Origin of the sequence: Pseudomonas sp. Marseille-Q0931, from assembly GCF_940789645.1 — a bacterium.
In the GTDB taxonomy this organism is placed as follows: Bacteria; Pseudomonadota; Gammaproteobacteria; order Pseudomonadales; family Pseudomonadaceae; genus Aquipseudomonas.
In genome coordinates this window covers 186,531-204,207 of the sequence record NZ_CALNWT010000002.1, presented here as the reverse complement: position 1 = coordinate 204,207, position 17,677 = coordinate 186,531, and the positions used below count along the sequence as shown (strand labels likewise).

Annotated in this window: 11 protein-coding genes and 1 pseudogene; 2 read left to right on the top strand and 10 right to left on the bottom strand. The window is 64.5% G+C overall.

The features are described 5' to 3' along the window. Positions 1–10: 10 nt before the first annotated feature. From mscK to P3C50_RS07195, 4 genes are all read right to left on the bottom strand, one after another. Positions 11–3,364, bottom strand: a complete 3,354-nt coding sequence (mscK, locus tag P3C50_RS07210) for a mechanosensitive channel MscK (protein ID WP_275545480.1) — start codon at positions 3,362–3,364, stop codon at positions 11–13. A gap of 132 nt (positions 3,365–3,496) precedes the next feature. Next, complete coding sequence (locus tag P3C50_RS07205) at positions 3,497–5,242, bottom strand: potassium/proton antiporter (protein ID WP_275545479.1); 1,746 nt, start codon at positions 5,240–5,242, stop codon at positions 3,497–3,499. A gap of 162 nt (positions 5,243–5,404) precedes the next feature. Beyond that, complete coding sequence (locus P3C50_RS07200) at positions 5,405–7,210, bottom strand: acyl-CoA dehydrogenase (RefSeq protein WP_275545478.1); 1,806 nt, start codon at positions 7,208–7,210, stop codon at positions 5,405–5,407. A gap of 164 nt (positions 7,211–7,374) precedes the next feature. Beyond that, positions 7,375–8,415: an NAD(P)H-dependent flavin oxidoreductase gene (locus tag P3C50_RS07195; RefSeq protein ID WP_275545477.1), complete on the bottom strand. Its 1,041-nt coding sequence runs from the start codon at positions 8,413–8,415 to the stop codon at positions 7,375–7,377. Positions 8,416–8,533: 118 nt separating this feature from the next. Between P3C50_RS07195 and rlmJ the strand changes: the two genes are divergently transcribed. Further along, positions 8,534–9,388, top strand: a complete 855-nt coding sequence (gene rlmJ / locus P3C50_RS07190) for a 23S rRNA (adenine(2030)-N(6))-methyltransferase RlmJ (RefSeq protein WP_197856992.1) — start codon at positions 8,534–8,536, stop codon at positions 9,386–9,388. Between the two features lie 69 nt (positions 9,389–9,457). Here rlmJ and P3C50_RS07185 read toward each other — a convergent pair whose 3' ends face one another. The 4 genes and pseudogenes from P3C50_RS07185 to P3C50_RS07170 all read right to left on the bottom strand — a co-directional run bounded on the left by P3C50_RS07185 (position 9,458) and on the right by P3C50_RS07170 (position 14,406). Then, positions 9,458–10,711, bottom strand: coding sequence for an HD-GYP domain-containing protein (locus P3C50_RS07185; protein ID WP_197856993.1), 1,254 nt, complete (start codon positions 10,709–10,711; stop codon positions 9,458–9,460). A 70-nt stretch (positions 10,712–10,781) separates the two neighbouring features. After that, positions 10,782–10,979 (bottom strand): putative motility protein, encoded by a 198-nt coding sequence (locus tag P3C50_RS07180; RefSeq protein ID WP_017363348.1) that lies wholly within the window; start codon positions 10,977–10,979, stop codon positions 10,782–10,784. Between the two features lie 16 nt (positions 10,980–10,995). Then, entirely contained in the window at positions 10,996–11,649 is a 654-nt protein-coding gene (msrA, locus tag P3C50_RS07175) for a peptide-methionine (S)-S-oxide reductase MsrA (protein ID WP_181563643.1), read from the bottom strand. A 50-nt stretch (positions 11,650–11,699) separates the two neighbouring features. Then, positions 11,700–14,406: pseudogene (locus P3C50_RS07170) on the bottom strand (EAL domain-containing protein). Positions 14,407–14,570: 164 nt separating this feature from the next. Here P3C50_RS07170 and P3C50_RS07165 point away from each other — a divergent pair. Further along, positions 14,571–15,077 (top strand): hypothetical protein, encoded by a 507-nt coding sequence (locus tag P3C50_RS07165; RefSeq protein ID WP_275545476.1) that lies wholly within the window; start codon positions 14,571–14,573, stop codon positions 15,075–15,077. A 20-nt stretch (positions 15,078–15,097) separates the two neighbouring features. Here the strand turns inward: P3C50_RS07165 and P3C50_RS07160 are convergent, their stop codons facing one another. Then, a complete protein-coding gene (locus tag P3C50_RS07160) occupies positions 15,098–15,538 on the bottom strand; it encodes a CopD family copper resistance protein (protein ID WP_275545715.1) in 441 nt (146 codons plus the stop codon). Between the two features lie 157 nt (positions 15,539–15,695). Beyond that, a complete protein-coding gene (gene aceF / locus P3C50_RS07155) occupies positions 15,696–17,669 on the bottom strand; it encodes a dihydrolipoyllysine-residue acetyltransferase (RefSeq protein WP_275545475.1) in 1,974 nt (657 codons plus the stop codon). Between the last annotated feature and the right edge of the window lie 8 nt (positions 17,670–17,677).

Below are 17,677 nucleotides of genomic sequence, written 5' to 3'. Positions count from 1 at the left end.
TCCTACCTGCTCAGGACGCTGCGGGCGGTTGGGGTGGTTGCTGCACGCTGGCGGCACCGGCTGCTGCAGCTTTGGCCAGACTCTTCTGATCCAGCTTCTGCTCGCCATGTTCCAGGTTTTTCACGTACACCTCGACCTGGCGGAAGGCGATGTTGATGCCGTTCTTCGGGAATTCGCGGTCGATAAAGCGATTGATCTCGTCGGTGGCCGGGTTGCGGTCGCCGAGGTCGCGTACGTGGATGCGCAACTCGTGGTCGAGCGTGCTTTCGCCGAAGTTGAGGAAATACACCAGCGGTGCCGGCTCCTTCAGCACGCGTGAGTTTTCCTGCGCCGCCTGCAGCAGCAGCTTGCGTACCAGATCGAGGTCCGAACCATAGCCGACGCCGACCTTGAGGGTGACGCGAGTGACCGTATCGGTCAGCGACCAGTTGATCAACTGGCCGGTGATGAAGGTCTTGTTCGGAACGATGATTTCCTTGTGATCGAAATCGGTGATGGTGGTGGCGCGGATACGGATCTTGCTCACCGTGCCGGACAGGTTGCCGATGGTCACCACGTCGCCGATGCGCACCGGGCGCTCGAACAGGATGATCAGACCGGAGATGAAGTTGGCGAAGATTTCCTGCAGGCCGAAACCGAGGCCGACCGACAGCGCCGCCACCAGCCACTGCAACTTGTCCCAGCTGACGCCCAGCGTCGATAGCGTGGTGACGATGCCGATGGTCACCAGCGCATAGGACAGCAAGGTGGTAGTGGCGTAGGCACTGCCCTGCGCCAGGCGCATGCGCGACAGCACCAGGACCTCGAGCAGGCCGGGCAGGTTGCGCGCCAGCGCCACGGTGATGGCGACGATGATCAGCGCGCCGATCACGTCCATCAGGCTGATGGGCACCAGCGTCGTGTTGTCGCCGGTGCCGCTGCTGTATTCGTATAGATTGACGGTGTCGAGGTAGGTGAACACACCAATCAGATCGGCCCAAACCGCGTACAGGCAGACCAGGAAGCCGCCGAGCAGGGCCAGACGAATCAGGCGCAGGGACTGCTGGTTGACCTGCTCGATGTCCAGCGTGGGCTCTTCCACCGGTGATTCGCCATCCAGGCTTTCCTTGCTCTGCGCCTGACGCTTGGCCAGGGCGCGCTGGTAGGCCAGGCGCCGTGCCGCCACGCTCAGGCCGCGCACCAGGGTGGCCTCGACGAGCAGCAGAATGATCAGCAGGTAAAGGGTGTCGATCAGCCGGTCGGTGAGCTTGAGCGCGGTGTAGTAGTAGCCGAAGGCGACCGCGCCGATCAGAGCCAGCGGCAGCAGGTTGAACAGCACGCCGACGGTGGTACGCAGGGCCGAGGTGTTCTCGCGCAGCGGTGCGCTGAACAGCAGGTGGAACAGCAGCCAGGCCATCAGGGCATAGCAGCTCAGCACCACGGCGATGCCGATCACATCGTTGGCCAGGCTCGCCGGCTGGTGCTCGGCGATGCTCACCACGGCTACCAGAGCCATGACCACCAGGCCCAGGCGTCGCAGATGCTGGCGGAAGAAGGCCACGTTGGCCGGTGGCCAGTGGAAGTGCAGGATGGCCACCCCATCGGGTGACAGGATGCGGTGCAGGGTATAGAACACCAGCCAGGCCTCCGCCATCTCGTAGAGTGCGGCGCCCAGGTACAGGTTCTGCCCGCGCGCATCGTGCAGCAGGGCGTAGCCGCACAATGCCAGGAACAGCGTGACCGGCAACGCCAGGATCACGTTAAGCCCCAATGCCATTGGCGTGTGCAGCTGGCTGTCGTGCTTGTAATGACCGATGTCGCCATGCAGCGCGCCGAGCTTGTCGAGCAGGTACTGGCGACGCCATAGGATCAGGGCGCAGAGCAGAATCAGCGGCAGGAACACCAGTGGCCGCTCGATCAGGCCCGCGCCCAGTTCGCTGATGGCCATGCCCCAGGGCATGTCGGCCAGCTGCTGCTGGAAATGACGCGGCGCCGTTTTCAGCCATTCGAGGTCGAGCGGCTTGTTGCTGGGAATCCAGAACATCTGCTCGTCGATGGTGGCGCGCAGGCTGCTGGCGGTGCTTTCCAGCTCCTTCTGGTTGAGCTGCAGGGTAATCGATTCGTTGAGCAGCGCGTTCAGCGAGCGGTTCAGGCGGTCGAGCAATTCACGCCGGGTAGTGAGTTGCTCGCGCAGTGCGTTGCGCAGCTCCGGGGTGACTTCTTCGCTTGGCTGGTCGCTGAGCAGGTTCTGCAGATAGCGGGCGGGATCGCTGATCTCCTCGCGCTGCTTGTTCAGCTCGAACTGATAGAGGCGAATGTCGGCGATCTCGTCGGCCAGCGAGCCGTCTTCGAGCGCCAGCTTCGGCAGCGCCTGCTTCTGCTGGTAGAGGATCCTCGACAGCAGCAGGCTGCCTTGCAGCACCCGGATCTGCTCGTCCAGCGCCTGGTTGGCCTGGTTGAGGTTATCCAGTTGCTGGCGGGTTTGCAGGTTCTGCTCGGTCAGGCCATTGAGGCGCTCGGTCGCGCGCAGCAGGTAGTCGGAAAGCTTGAGGTTGAGCGCGCTTTCCCTGGCCAGCAGCTTGTCGGAGCTGGCACGTTCGGCCTCGCGCGACTGCTCGGCGACGGTTTGTTCCGACTCTGCGCGGCGTCGTTCGTTGATCAGGCTCTGCAGGGCCTGGCGCTCCTGCTCGGCGCGGTTGATGCGCTCCTCGAGCAACGCACGCTGGGCACCGCCGAGATCCTGCAGCAGGCTGTTGCCGGCCAGTTCCTGGCGCCGCAGCTGGGTTTGCGCGACGAGTAACGACAGCTCGGCGTTGAGCTGATTGCGCCGTTCCTGGTTCAGCGCCTTGCCCTCGTAGCGGCCGCTCTTGAGCGCGTCGTTGATCAGTTGGCTGCGCGCCTGGTTCTGGCTGATCTCCGCCTGCGCGCGTTCCGGACGGGTCTGCGCGGTGATCACCAGGCTGTTGGCCTCAATGATCGCCTTGTTCCATTCGCTGATCTGGCTGGAGCGTTCGCTGAGCAATTGCTCAAGCTGAGCGAGCGGGGTGCGCGCATGGCGCGTCGCGACCTGTTGTTCGGCACTGGCCTTGAGCCTATCCAGTTCGCGCTGGGCTTCGCTGATCAGACGCGGCGCATCGTCCAGCTGCGTGCGCAGGTCGTTGAGGCGTTGCTCGGCACTCTGCCGGTCCTGCAGCATGCGCAGCGTCTGCTCGAGGGTCTGCTTGAGCGCCAGTTGTTCGGCCTCCGGCAGCTTGCGGTCAGCCAGGCCGTCCAGGCTCTGCTGCACGTTTTCAGCCGTCGGCGGCTCCGCGGCGGCGAACACCTGTGGGATGCCGAGACACAAGACGAACAGAACGGCAGGTAGGGAAAAGCGCGACAGATGCATGGTCGATTGATCTACTGAGTGGACGGTTGCGATTGAAATGCCCGCGGCACAACGAAGGCGCGGGCCTGATGGCCCGCGCATGATGCTGGTGCTGATGCTAGCAGAGTCCCTGCCAGGCGTATTAACCGCCTGCTAGAAGTGCAGCCCAGGGCCCGGACGTGTGCCCTCGGGGAATCTGACGCCGACTTTGCGCACCTTGTTCCCTTCCATGGCCGCCACCGTCCAGGTCAGGCCCTGCCACTCCACCTGGTCGCCGACGACCGGCTCGCCACCGATTTCATGGGCGATGAAGCGGCCCAGCGGCTGATTGCCTTCCAGGTCGTCGAGCTTCAGGCCGTAGAGCGCCGCGACAGCGCTCAGTTCGGCGTCCCCTTCCAGCACGAAATCACCGAAGAAGCGCAGGTCCTGGCCGCGTTTTGGCGCCTGGCTGAACAGCTTGCCGAGTGCCGGCAGGTCGTGTTCGTGGCCGATCACGCAGAGCAGGTCGCCGGCTTGCAGGCGTGTACTGCCCGAAGGGTGGAGCAACTCGTGGCCACGGAACAGCGCGGCGATACGGGTGCCATCCGGCATATTCAGCTCGCGCAGGGCGGCGCCGATGCACCATTTCTCTGCGCCCAGTCGATAGACGAACAGCTCCCATTGACTGGTCGGGTGCACTTCCAGGCCGGCGCGCGACACCGGCGCCGGCTCCGGCGGCACGGTGACCCGCATCAGCTTGGCGGCCAGCGGCAGGCTGGTGCCCTGCAGCAGCAGGGAGATGATCACGATGAAGAAGGCCACGTTGAAGAACAGCTGCGCATTGGGCAGGCCGGCCATCAGCGGGAACACCGCGAGAATGATCGGCACGGCGCCACGCAGACCAACCCAGGCGATGAAGATACGCTCGCGGTCGTGGAAGGCACGAAACGGCAGCAGGCCGAGGAAGATCGACAGCGGTCGGGCGAAGAGAATCATCCACAGTGCCAGGGCCAGTGCCGGCAGGGCGATGGGCAGCAGCTCGTGCGGGGTGACCAGCAGGCCGAGGACCAGGAACATGCCGATCTGCGCCAGCCAGGTCAGGCCGTCGAGCATGTGCAGGATGCCGTGGCGCGAGCGGATCGGTCGGTTACCCAGCAACAGGCCACACAGGTAAATGGCAAGGATGCCGCTGCCACCGACTGCGGTGGTGATGGCGAAGATGATCAGGCCGCCGCTGACCACCAGCAGGGGATACAGGCCGGTGGCTAGCTCCATGCGGTTGATCAGCTTGAGCAGCAGCCAGCCGCCACCCAGACCCATCAGGGCGCCAAGGCCGAACTGCTGCACCAGTTGGATCGGCAGATCCCAGCTGAAGCCGGTCTGACCGCTGGCGAGCATGGCGATCAGGGTCACGGTGAGGAACACCGCCATCGGGTCGTTGCTACCCGACTCGATTTCCAGCGTGGAGCTGACCCGTTCGTTGAGGCCGCGGCCGCCAAGCAGAGAGAACACCGCCGCGGCATCGGTGGAGCCGACGATGGCGCCGATCAGCAGGCCTTCGAGCAGGGTCAGGTTGAACAGCCAGGCGGCGGCCAGACCGGTCAGGCCGGCCGTTATCACCACGCCCACCGTGGCCAGTGACAAGGAAGGCCACAAGGCCACACGGAAGCTGGAGACCCGCGTGCGCATGCCGCCGTCGAGCAGGATCACCGCCAGCGCCAGGTTGCCGACCAGATAGGCCAGGGGGTAATTGTTGAAGACGATGCCGCCGGGGCCGTCGGTGCCGGCCAGCATGCCGACGCCGAGGAAGATCACCAGGATGGGGATGCCGAAACGTGTGCCGAACGCGCTGACCAGAATACTGGCCGCCACTAGCATGGCGCCGATCAAGAACAGATTGTTGATGGCGCTGGCATCCAACTGCGCGTACTCCTGGCTGGGGGAATCGAAGCGCCGTTATGCATGGCGCGTGCCAGGGATTCTAACCGTAGCCTTCGTACCGCTGTCAAAAAGGTTATTACATTTTTCTAAAATGCCCCGAAGCGTCCCGCATGGCGCCGCTCCGGTGCGTTTGGTCGAACTTCAGAACCAGGCGTCCTGCATGCCCAGACAGGTGTCGTCGCGCGCTTCGAGAATCGCCAGATCATGGTGGCAGGCCGGTACTTCCCAGGTCAGGAAGTAGCGCGCCGCTTGCAGCTTGCCGCGATAGAAGGCCTGCTCGTCGGCGTTGTCCGTCTTTGCCAGGCCCTGTTCGGCGCGAATCGCCTGCTCCAGCCAGCGCCAGCCGATCACCGTGTGGCCGAACACTTTCAGGTACAGCGCCGAGTTGGCCAGGCACTGGTTGACTTTGCCGCTCATCAGATCGCCGAGCAGCGCCAGGGTGACCGCCTGCAGGCGGGCCAGCAATTGTTCGAGTGGTTGACGCAGGGCGGTCAGCGACTCGTGCTCGCTGGCGCGCTGGCAGCAGTCGTTGATCAGCTTGAGTAGCTGCTTGAGCGCGGCGCCACCGTTCTGCGAGACCTTGCGCCCGAGCAGGTCGAGCGACTGGATGCCGTGGGTGCCCTCGTGAATCGGATTGAGGCGGTTGTCGCGGTAGTACTGCTCCACCGGGTATTCACGGGTATAGCCGTGGCCGCCGAGAATCTGGATGGCCAGCTCGTTGGCCTTGAGGCAGAACTCCGACGGCCAGGATTTGACGATGGGTGTGAGCAGGTCGAGTAGCTCCAGGGCGCGGGTGCGATCTTCGGCGGTTTCCAGCGTATGGGTGTCGTCGAACAGTCGCGCCGCGTACAGGCCAAGGTCGAAGGCGCCTTCGACGTAGGCTTTCTGCGTCAGCAGCATGCGCCGTACGTCGGCGTGCTCGACGATGGAAATCTGCGGGCTGCTCGGGTCCTTGCCATCCGGCTGGCGCCCCTGCGGACGGTTACGCGCGTAGTCCAGCGAATACAGGTAGCCGGCGTAGCCGAGCATGATCGCGCCCATGCCGACGCCGATGCGCGCCTCGTTCATCATCTGGAACATGTAGGACAGACCCGCATGCGGTTTGCCCACCAGATAGCCCACACATTCGCCGTTGTCGCCGAAGTTCAGCGCCGTGGACGTGGTACCGCGCCAACCCATCTTGTGGAACAGCCCGGCCAGGGTGACGTCGTTGCGTGCGCCCAGGCTGCCGTCGTCATTGACGTGGAACTTGGGCACCAGGAACAGGCTGATGCCCTTCACACCGGGCGGCGCGTCCGGCAGCTTGGCCAGGACCATGTGCACGATGTTCTCGGAGATCGGCTGGTCGCCGCCGGAGATGAAGATCTTGTTGCCCTTGATCCGGTAACTGCCGTCGGCATGCGGTTCGGCACGGGTGCGCAGGTCCGACAGCGACGAGCCTGCGTGCGGTTCGGTCAGCGCCATGGTGCCGAAGAAGCGGCCGTCGATGATCGGCTGCAGGTAGCGGGATTTTTGCTCCTCGCTGCCGAAGGCCTCGATCAGGTTGGCCACGCCCATGGTCAGCATCGAGTAGGAGCTGGTAGCGATATTGGCCGACTGGAAGTGGGCGAAGCAGGCCTGCGACAGCAGGTTGGGCAGTTGCATGCCGCCGTGCTCGAAGTCGCGGGTGGCATTGAGAAAGCCCGCCTCGTGGAAGGCGCGCAGGGCGGGCTCGACCTCGGGGATGAGCACCGCGCCGCCGTCGACGTACTGCGGCTCGTGCTCGTCGTTCTTGCGGTTGTGCGGGGCGAACAGCTCCTCGGCGATGCCGCGTGCGGTGTCGATCGCCGCGTCGAAGGTCTCGCGGTTGTGATCGGCGAAGCGCGGGCGCTGGGTCAGGGCTTCGGCGTCGAGTACTTCATAGAGTTCGAACGCCAGGTTGCGGGAGCTGAGCAGTGTCTCGGACATGGAACGGGCCTCCAGATGATCGACCGAGTCTAGGCAGCCAGTCGCCCAACTGCCCAGTATCATCATTCGCCGTGATAGTCACAGGTTGGTGTTTGTAGGGCGGGTGCAACCCGCCGTCTCGGTTATGGCGGGTTGCACCCGCCCTACGAGGTCATACCAGGCTGTCAGGCGAAGCCGCGTGCCAGCTCAAGAGTCAATTCCGTCGCCGGCATCGGCCGACAACTGGCGACGTTCTGCCCGGCCCACAGCGGCGAGAAATCGCCGCTGCCCTGTGCCTCGGCCGCTGCGCGCAGCGGTGCGATAGCTGCAGTGGCCAACGGGAATTCCGGTGCGTGGGTGCTGAGCGGCCCCTGCTCGCGCATCAGGCGGTTGACGATGCCGCGTGCCGGCCGCCCGCTGAACAGGTTGGTCAGCGCCGTATGGCGCGCCGCCGGGCTTTGCAGGGCGGCGCGATGCAGGGCACTGGTGTTGGCCTCCGGGCACAGCAGGTAGGCGCTGCCGACCTGCACGCCGGCGGCGCCCAGCGCCATGGCCGCTGCAACACCGCGCGTGTCGCTGATACCACCAGCGGCGATCACCGGCACCGAGAGGGAATCGACCAGCTGCGGCAGCAGGGCGAAGGTGCCGAGTTGGCGACTCAGATCGTGCTCAAGAAAATGCCCGCGATGACCGCCGGCTTCCAGGCCCTGGGCGATCACCGCGTCGACGCCGCGTTCCTGTAGCCAGAGCGCTTCGTCCAGTGTGGTGGCGCTGGAGAGAATCTTTGCTCCGCTGCGCCGTACGCGCTGCAAAAGCGCCTCGTCCGGCAGGCCGAAGTGGAAGCTGACCACCGCCGGGCGGAACTCTTCTACCAGTTCGGCGGCTTCGTCGTTGAACGGCAGGCGCCCCGGCCCGCTGGCGATGCTCGCCGGGTCCGCGCCCAGCTCGGTATAGTAGGGCGCCAGGGCTTCACGCCAGGCGGCGTCGCGCGTCGTATCCGGCGCGGGCGGCACGTGGCTGAAGAAGTTGAGGTTGAACGGGCGCTCGGTCAGGCCTCGCATGGCCACCAGTTCCTGGCGCAAGGCTGCCGGGGCGAGCATCGCGCAGGGAATCGAGCCAAGGCCGCCGGCCTCACATACGGCGGCAGCCAGGCGGTGATCCTGCGAGCCGGCCATCGGTGCCTGGATCAGGGGGAGTTCGCTGCCGAGCAAGCGTTGCAAAGACATGGCGGGTTCTCGCTGTCCATTGAGGAGCAGGCAGCCTAGGCCTTGCAGGCACCGTCGAGCAAGCCGCAATGCACGGCTTCGGCCTGTTAAACTGCGCGCCTGATTCGAGGATTCGCGCATGAACTACCGCCACGCCTTCCATGCCGGCAACCACGCCGATGTGCTCAAACACCTGGTGCTGACCCGACTGCTCGCCCTGCTGTCGAAGAAGGAGGCGCCGTTCGCCTACCTCGATAGCCACGCCGGCCTCGGCCTCTACGATCTGCAGGGCGATCAGGCCAGCCGTACCGGCGAGTACCTGGAAGGCATTGGCCGCCTGTGGCAGGCCACTCAGCTGCCGGACGCGGTGGAGGCTTACCTGGAGGTAGTACGGGCGATGAACCCGGACGGCGAGCTGCGTTACTACCCTGGCTCGCCGGAGCTGGCGCGGCTGCTCAGCCGCGAGCAGGATCGCCTGCAACTCAACGAGAAACATCCCGAGGACGGCCGACTGCTCAAAGACAACATGCGCGGTGATCGCCGTGTGGCCGTGCACCTGGGCGAGGGCTGGCATGTGCCGCGAGCCTTGATGCCGACTCGCGAGAAGCGCGTGCTGCTGCTGATCGATCCGCCGTTCGAGAAGGCGGACGAGTTGCAGCGCTGCATCGAAGCGCTGAACGAAGCGCACGGCCGCATGCGTCAGGCCATCGTGGCGATCTGGTATCCGATCAAGGATGAGCGCCAGCTGGCGCGCTTCTACCGCGATCTGCAAAAGAGCGCTGCGCCCAAGCTGCTGCGCGCCGAGCTATATGTGCACGCGCCCGACGATGCGACGCGCCTGAGCGGTTCCGGCCTGGTGATCAGCAACCCGCCATGGGGGTTGGAGGACGAGCTCAGGCAATTGCTGCCGTGGCTGGCCGATACGCTGGGTCAGAGCCTGGGTGACTGGCGCCTGGACTGGCTGATAGACGAAGCCGCAAGCGGCAAGCCATAAGAGCGCAGCCCGGATGAAATCCGGGAGCCGTGGCCCCTGATTCCCGGATTGCATCCGGGCTACAACGGCTCAACCCGGCTTGTGATTGGGCTCGATGTGATAGCTCAGGTTGCGCCGCGGGCTGAGGTATTCCAGCACCTCCAGCGGTAGCTGCGAAGGGCGCAGGCTACGGGCGATGGCCAGCTTCGGCTCCTGCGCGAGATCGAGGATCAGCGCCTCCTGCTTGGGTATATCGGCGTCGTAGAGAATCAGCGTTGGCTTCAGCGCGTGAGTCGGGTTCATGCCCAGTACCAGCGCATAGCGCTCGTCCTCCAGTTGCACCAGGCTGCCCGGTGGGTAGACGCCCATGACGCGAATGAAGGCCTTCAACGCCACGTCGTCGAAGCGCTCGCGCTGCTGCTTGAACATCAGCGCCAGAGCCTCGTGCGGGCTCAGCGCCTGGCGTGGGTCGAGCGGGTTGCACAGGCCGTCGAAATGGTTGGTGATGGCCACCAGGCGGCTCAGACGGCCGATGGCGGCCTCGCGCAGGCCACGCGGGTAGCCGCTGCCGTCGCAATGCTCGTGGTGCTCGTGGATGATGCGCAGCACCTCGTCATCGAGCATCAGCTTTTGCCCCATGCGCAGGCCGAAGTCGGTGTGCATCTGCAGCAGCTGCTGTTCCGGCCGCGTCAGTGGCTCGGGTTTGAGCAGCACCTTGCTCGGCACTTCCAGCTTGCCGATATCGTGCAGCAGTGCGCCGAGCCCGAGGCTATGGCAGGCCTCGCTGTCGAGGCCGAGCTGGCGCCCGAGCAGCAGGGACAGCGCGGTGACGTTGAGGGCGTGGAAGTAGCTGTCCTCGGCGGCCTTGCCGGTGATGCTGTGCAGTACCACGCCGGAGGCGCCGAGCAGCGTCTCGACCATTTCGCCGACGATGGCACCAGCTTGCCGCATGGCATCTTCCGGACGGCTGCGCAGGGTCTGGTTGAGTGCTTTGATGCGTTGGCTGGCCTCGATGAAGCGCCGGTCCACGTCGGCCAGGCGGCTACGCAGGTGGCGCAGTTTCTGTGCGCGTTCCTGACGCTCCTGGGCTTGCGGGTCGACGGGCGGTTCGATGGGAGCGGGCGCCGGTACGTCTTCGGCGAGTTCCAGAGGCGCGCAGTCGCTGCGTGCCGGGTCGTAGCGCAGTTGCTTCAGCTTCAGCGCACGCAGCGCGCGAATCTGCGCTTCGTCCTTGATCTTGAAGTTGCTGAAGGCGAAATCATGCTCCCACCAGCTCAGGTCCAGATGGACGTAGAGGCCGACGCACAGCTGATCGGGAGTGATGGTGGGCAGAGTGGCGGGCATGCCGGGCTCGTCGTTTGATGGCTAATTGCCCGCAGTTTAGTCCGGCTCAAGACGAGAGGGCAGTAGTTCTTCAAGCCATCACGTCGATGCTGTTGCCCAGATGTGGCGGGTTGCTGGAGGCGCTGGCCGGTGCAGCCGACTGCACCAGCCCGCTGATGTTGGCAGCCTGCAGCTCCAGCGTCTTGCGCAGCAGCAGGAGCGACATCTGCGCTGCAATCTGCGTCGATGCCTGACTCGATACCTGGCTGGAAATGCTGCTTAGCTCCACGACCCTTTACCCGTGTTCAGATCTCAGGGGGTAGACATACGCCTGTTCCGCCCAGGCCGCAATAGCCATTGGGGTTCTTCGCCAGGTATTGCTGGTGATAGGTCTCGGCGTAGTAGAAGATCGGCGCTTCGAGGATTTCGGTGGTGATGGTGCCCAGGCCGGCCTTGTCGAGCTCGGCCTGGAAGCGCGCCTGGCTGGCTTTTGCCGCGCTCAATTGAGCTTCGTCGTGGCAGTAGATCGCCGAGCGGTACTGGGTGCCCTGGTCGTTACCCTGGCGCATGCCCTGGGTGGGGTTGTGCACTTCCCAGAACACCTTGAGCAATGCCTCGAAACTGGTCTGCTGCGGGTCGAACACCACGAGTACGACCTCGGTGTGCCCGGTCAGGCCGGAGCAGACTTCCTCGTAGGTGGGGTTGGGGGTCATGCCGCCGGCATAGCCGACCGCCGTGCTGAACACGCCCGGCTGCTGCCAGAAGCGGCGCTCGGCACCCCAGAAACAGCCCAGACCGAACACGGCCTGCTGCAGGCCGGCAGGGAAGGGCGCCTTGATCGGATTGCCGTTGACATAGTGGGTGTCGGCCACCGGTAGCGGCTCGGCACGACCGGGCAGGGCCTGTTCGGCAGTCGGAAGGGCGTTCTTGTTGACGAGAATCTGGGAGCGCAGAACCATGGCGGTCTCCTGAATGTGAGTGATGTGTGGACTACGCGCGGTGCTGCGTATTACGTCCGTTGGTCGGCCTGTGGCCTGCAGGGATAGCGGCGCAGGCTGTCGATGAGCTCGCGGCCGGGAATCGGTTTGTCGAACAGATAGCCCTGGCCGACGTCGCAACGCTGGCGACGAAGAAAGCCAAGCTGGGCGCCGGTCTCGATGCCTTCGGCGACCACCTTCAGCTTGAGGTTGTGTGCCATGGCAATCACCGCCGAGGTGATCTCCATGTCGTCCTGATTGTCAGGGATGTCCTTGATGAAGCTGCGATCGATCTTGATCACGTCGATGGGGAATTTCTTCAGGTAGCTGAGCGAGGAATAACCGGTGCCGAAGTCGTCCATGGCCAAGGTCAGGCCAAGGCTCTTGAGGCGGCCGAGCTGGTGGCGGGTGTCGTCGGTGGCTTCCAGCAGCAGGCTTTCGGTCAGTTCCAGTTCCAGCAGGCGCGGGTCGAGCTGCTCTTCGTGAAGGATCGCGGCGATGGAGCCGACCAGATCGGGGTCGGAGAACTGCTTGGGCGACAGGTTGATCGCCACCTGCAGTTCGCCCATGCCAATGGCGGCGATCTGCTTGCTCATACGACATGCCTGGCGTACCACCCACTTGCCGATGGGGATGATCAGGCCGGTTTCCTCGGCGACGCCGATGAACTGGTCGGGGCGGATCATGCCCTTCTCCGGATGCTGCCAGCGCAGCAGCGCCTCCATGCCCAGCAGTTGGCCACTCTTGAGGCACAGCTTGGGCTGGTAGAAGACCTCCAGCTCGTTCTGGGTCAGGGCGCGGCGCAGGTTGTTCTCGACGAACAGCTTGTAGTTGGCCTCGGCATTGAGCACTTCGGTGAACAGTTGCACCTGGTGCTTGCCGTTGGCCTTGGCCTTGTGCAGGGCGAGGCCGGCGTGCTTCATCAGGGTCTGCGGGTCGTCGCCGTGTTCCGGGGCGATGGCCAGCCCCACCGAGCCGGTGATGCTGATCAGCTGATTGTCGACGAACAGCGGCTTGTCCAGGGTCTGCAGCACCTGCTGCGCGACGCGCAGGCCGTTGTCCTGATCGCAGCCATCGAGCAGGATGGCGAATTCGTTGCTGGCGAAGCGCGCCAGGGTTCCCTTGGCACCGAGGCTGTTGCGCAGGCGCCGGGCCAGCGCCGAGAGCAGCTTGTCGCCGGTCTGGTGGCCAAGGCTGTCGTTGATGCGCTTGAAGTTGTCGATGTCCACCAGCAGCAGCCCCAGCGATTGCTGAGTGTGGCGTGCAAAACGCTCTTCGAGGCTGCGGATGAACGAAGGACGGTTGCCCAGGTTGGTCAGGTTGTCGGTGTAGGCCAGGCGCTCGATGCGTTGCTGCGCCAGCTTGGCCTCGGTGATGTCTTCGTAAATACCGATGTAATGGGTCAGCTCGCCATCGTCGCCATACACCTTGGAGATCGACAGGTGGCCCCAGTACGGCTCCTGGTTCTTGCGGCGGCTGCGAAATTCGCCCTGCCAGCTGCTGTGCTCGGCCAGGCTCGAGTCGGTATCGAACAGCAGGTCGCTGAGGTTGGCCAGGGCCGGCAGTTCCGACAGGCGATGGCCGCAGACCTCGTCGCTGCTGTACAGGGTGATGGCGGTGAAGCTGGGGTTGACGTATTCCACCCGGCCGTCGCGGTCGACCAGCAGGAAGGCGCTGGCGCTCTGCTCGACGGCGCGCTGGAATAGGTACAGCGCATGGGTGACCGAGCGCTTTTCCTGATTGATCAGCACCTGGGCGAACTGATCGGCTAGTTCGCCGGCGAAGGCGATCTCGTCGGCCTGCCAGATGCGCTTGGGGCCGATGTGTTCGAGGCAGAGGATGCCCACCACTTCCCCTTCGATACGAATGCTGGCATCGAGCATCGAGGTGATGCCCAGCGTCTCCAGGTAGCCGGGAGCCAGCTCGCGAGTGCGCAGATCGTGTTGCGCGTCGTGAGCGTCGATTGCCCGGCCGCTGTGCAGCGCCTCCAGGTAATGCGGAAAACTGCCGGCGTCGATAGACGGCAGTTGCTCGTGACGGTCCAGGTCGCGGCGGTACAACGAGATGGAATCGAGACTCTGACTGCCCAGGTGCCAGATCCCCGCGCGGGCCACGCCGTAGACCTCGCAGGCCGCCTGGGTGATCAGTTCGGCAGCTTCCCTGCCGCGGGTCGCTGGAGACGTAGCGCTGGCGCGACAGGCGCACGATCAGTTGCTGCTGGGTATGTGAGCGGGCCAGGTGTTGCAGGTGGTTGTCCTGCGTACGCTGATACTGCTGCAGCGACGTGCGCAGGTTCTGATTCTGTGTGTGCAGGTCCAGCTCGCCAGGAGAAAAGGCATCGAAGCTGCCATCGGCGATCAGCAGATAGCCGCGCAGCAACTGGCGGTTGCGCTGTTTGAAGGGTTCGCCGATCTCCAGCAGATTCAGTGCTCCCTGTGGCGTATGCAGGGTATAGCGCACCAGGTAATGCGCACTCTGGAGCAGTTGCTGCTGGATGGCATCGTGCAGGCGATAGCGTGCTTCCGGCTCCATCAGGCTGGCGTAGGGCGCATCCACCAATGCGCAAAGATCGGCGGCGCTGATGCCGAGTTTGAGTTCGCAGGCCGGATCGAGAAAAAGCAGGGCCCAGCTTGGCTCGTTCAAGCGCTCGAAACGCAACATGCCGAGCCGCGAGGGCACTGGCAACTGCGTCACAACCTCGGCTGCCGAGCGGGTGCCGGCATCGGGATGGCTTTTCATTGGGCGTTGGGCTTCCAGTATGCTGACCAGGCGAGGCTTCCGTTCTCTGCACAAAACCACTGCTATCAGGGCGCAGCGGTGTGGACGGAGGCTAGGGCTCAGGCCTACTTCACTATAGCGTTCGGCAAGGGTGCATCATGCAAGCAAGACTGACAAGGAAACTGATGGCCATGCTAGTGGCCATAGCGCTTTTCACAACGTTACCGGCCCTCGCCGATACCGCTGACAAGGGTGCATTGCAGGGCGCTGAACAGGAAGCTTATCTGGACGAACTCAAGCGCCTTTATCTGACCGACAACGAGCGCCAGGCACTGCTGGCGCACAACAACGCACTGCTGGAAACCTACGCCCTGCGCGCCGGCTACCAGGTTGGCCAGGCGCAGCGGCAGGACCTGCTGTACCGTTTCGCTGTCGGCGATGCCGGCGAGCTGATCCTGCGTGAGGAGAGCCGGGGCATGCAGGGCACCGCCATCTCCGTGCGCAACCAGCGTGTTCCGGTGTTTGGTATCGATCCGTTCATCCGCTACGAATGTCCGACCGGCGGTATCCGCTGTGCACTGCTCAACCCGGTCGACGGCAGCCAACTGCTGAGCATCGTGCGCGATCACCAGGGCGCGAGTGAGCTGGCCAAGGCGCTGAGCTTCCTGATTCGCAACGTGCAAAAAGGCTGACCCCTCCGGGCGGCTCGGCATCACAGCTGCAGCAGGAACATGGCCTTGGCCAGGAACAGGATGGCCAGCATCTGCAGCAGCACGCTCAGGTGAATGCGCCGCGAGCGCGCCGCTGTCATGCGGCCGCTGCGCATCAGGAACACCACCAGCAGAAAATGCCCGAGGATGCTCAGGGCCAGGGTGATTTTCAGGCTGAGCAGGATGCCGAAGCTGCTGGCCAGAGGTGCATGTAGCGCCGCGCGGTAGTGCCAGGCCAGGCCCAGGCCGGCGCCGTAAAGCGCCAGCACGACCCAGTGCATGACCTGTCGCGCGCGCCGTCCAAGGGCGCGTGAGAAGCCCGCTTTGGCCTCGTCCGGAAGCTCGCGCGTGGCACGGCTGAGGATCATCACTTCGAAGAATACGCCGCCGATGAAGAAGGCGGCGGCAGTCAGGTGGACGAACTTCAGAAACAGATAGAGCATGGGGATGCGCCGGAACAATATCGATGGCTCGATCATGGCGGCTGCGGCGGTAAATGCCATGACCGGGATCAAGTCCCGCGTGGCTTTGGGCAGGCAAAAAAAACCCCACCCAGATTGGGCGGGGTTGAGGATGCGAGCGTGGCGAGCTCGAAACGATTTACAGCAGGATGGTGCGGATGTCGGCCAGTAGCTGCGACAGGCGCTGAGTGAAGCGCGCGGCAGCCGCGCCATTGATCACGCGGTGATCGTAGGACAGCGACAGCGGCAGCATCAGCTTGGGCTGGAAGGCCTTGCCGTCCCAGACCGGCTGCATGGTCGCCTTGCTCACACCGAGGATCGCCACTTCCGGCGCGTTGACGATCGGCGTGAAGCCGGTACCGCCAATGTGGCCGAGGCTGGAGATGGTGAAGCAGGCGCCCTGCATGTCGTCAGCCGAGAGCTTCTTCTTGCGCGCCTTGTCGGCCAGCTCGGCCGCTTCGCCAGCCAGTTGCAGCAGGCTCTTCTGATCGACGTTCTTGATCACCGGTACCAGCAGGCCGTCCGGCGTATCGACGGCGAAGCCGATGTGCACGTACTTCTTGCGGATGATCGCCTTGCCGCTCGGCGCCAGCGAACTGTTGAAGTCCGGCAGCTCCTTGAGCAGGTGGGCACAGGCCTTGAGCAACAGCGGCAGCACGGTCAGCTTGACGCCGGCCTTTTCCGCCACGGCCTTCTGCGCGACGCGGAAGGCTTCCAGGTCGGTGATGTCGGCCGAGTCGAACTGGGTCACGTGCGGCACGTTGAGCCAGCTGCGGTGCAGGTTGGCGGCGCCGACCTGCATCAGGCGGGTCATCGCCACTTCTTCGATTTCACCGAACTTGCTGAAGTCCACGGCCGGGATCGGCGGAATGCCGGCGCCGCCGGTAGCGGCTGCAGCAGTCGCCTGCGGTGCGGCCTTGGCCTTCTGCATCATGCCCTTGACGTAAGCCTGCACGTCTTCCTTGAGGATGCGACCTTTCGGGCCGGTGCCGGCGATATCCGCCAGCTCCACGCCGAAATCGCGAGCCAGCTGACGCACGGCCGGGCCGGCATGCACCTTGGCGCCATCGCGCTTGGGTGCGTTGGCCACTTCGGCGGCAGCCGCCGACAGCGAGGCGATGGCGCGCACTTCGGCGGCCACTTCCGGCGCTGCACCTTCCGGTACGCGGTGTACTTCCTGGCTTGCCCCTGCCGGAGCCGCAGCCTGCGCTGCGCCAGCGACCTTGAGCTTGAGGATCAGGTCGCCAGTGCCGATTTCGTCATCGAGCTTGACCAGCACTTCTTCCACCACGCCGGCAGCCGGCGAGGGAATTTCCATGGAGGCCTTGTCGGACTCCAGGGTCAGCAGGCTCTGGTCGGCTTCGATGCTGTCGCCGGCCTTGACCATGATCTCGATGACCTTGCCCTTGGCACTGGAGCCGATGTCCGGCACGTGCACGTCCTGCACGCTGCTGCCGGTCGGCGCGGCGGCCGGAGCTGGTGCAGCGGCGGGAGCGGCTTCTGCCTTCGGCGCTGCCGCTTGAGCCGGAGCGGCAGCCGGAGCAGCCCCTTCGACTTTCAGCTTGAGAATCAGGTCGCCGGTGCCGACTTCGGCATCCAGCTTGACCAGCACTTCTTCCACCACGCCGGCAGCCGGCGCGGGAATTTCCATGGAGGCCTTGTCGGACTCCAGGGTGATCAGCGACTGATCGGCTTCGATGCGGTCGCCGACCTTGACCATCACTTCGATGACCTTGACCTTGCCGTCGGTGCCGATATCCGGCACGTGCACGTCCTGCACGCTGCTGGTGGCAGCGGCGGCCGGCGCAGCTGCCGGAGCGGCCGCTTTCGGGGCTTCGGCAGGCGCAGCTTCGGCTTTCGCTGCAGGCGCCGCTTCAGCGGCATCTTCGACTTCCAGCACCAGCAGCTCGTCGCCTTCCTTCAGACGGTCGCCGATCTTGACCTTCAGTTCCTTGACCACGCCGGCCTTGGGCGAGGGCACTTCCATGGAAGCCTTGTCGGACTCCAGGGTCAGTACGCTCTGCTCGGCTTCGACACGGTCGCCGACCTTGACCAGCAGTTCAATCACCTCGCCTTCACCGCCGAGGTCGGGTACGCGAATCAACTCACTCATCGCTACGC

Excerpts from the sequence above, each read along its gene's own strand:
- aceF (WP_275545475.1), bottom strand. The coding sequence starts at position 17,669 with ATGAGTGAGTTGATTCGCGTACCCGACCTCGGCGGTGAAGGCGAGGTG.
- P3C50_RS07160 (WP_275545715.1), bottom strand. The coding sequence starts at position 15,538 with ATGCTCTATCTGTTTCTGAAGTTCGTCCACCTGACTGCCGCCGCCTTC.
- P3C50_RS07185 (WP_197856993.1), bottom strand. The coding sequence starts at position 10,711 with ATGCCCGCCACTCTGCCCACCATCACTCCCGATCAGCTGTGCGTCGGC.
- P3C50_RS07195 (WP_275545477.1), bottom strand. The coding sequence starts at position 8,415 with ATGTCTTTGCAACGCTTGCTCGGCAGCGAACTCCCCCTGATCCAGGCA.
- P3C50_RS07200 (WP_275545478.1), bottom strand. The coding sequence starts at position 7,210 with ATGTCCGAGACACTGCTCAGCTCCCGCAACCTGGCGTTCGAACTCTAT.
- P3C50_RS07165 (WP_275545476.1), top strand. The coding sequence starts at position 14,571 with ATGGCCATGCTAGTGGCCATAGCGCTTTTCACAACGTTACCGGCCCTC.
- msrA (WP_181563643.1), bottom strand. The coding sequence starts at position 11,649 with ATGGTTCTGCGCTCCCAGATTCTCGTCAACAAGAACGCCCTTCCGACT.
- mscK (WP_275545480.1), bottom strand. The coding sequence starts at position 3,364 with ATGCATCTGTCGCGCTTTTCCCTACCTGCCGTTCTGTTCGTCTTGTGT.
- rlmJ (WP_197856992.1), top strand. The coding sequence starts at position 8,534 with ATGAACTACCGCCACGCCTTCCATGCCGGCAACCACGCCGATGTGCTC.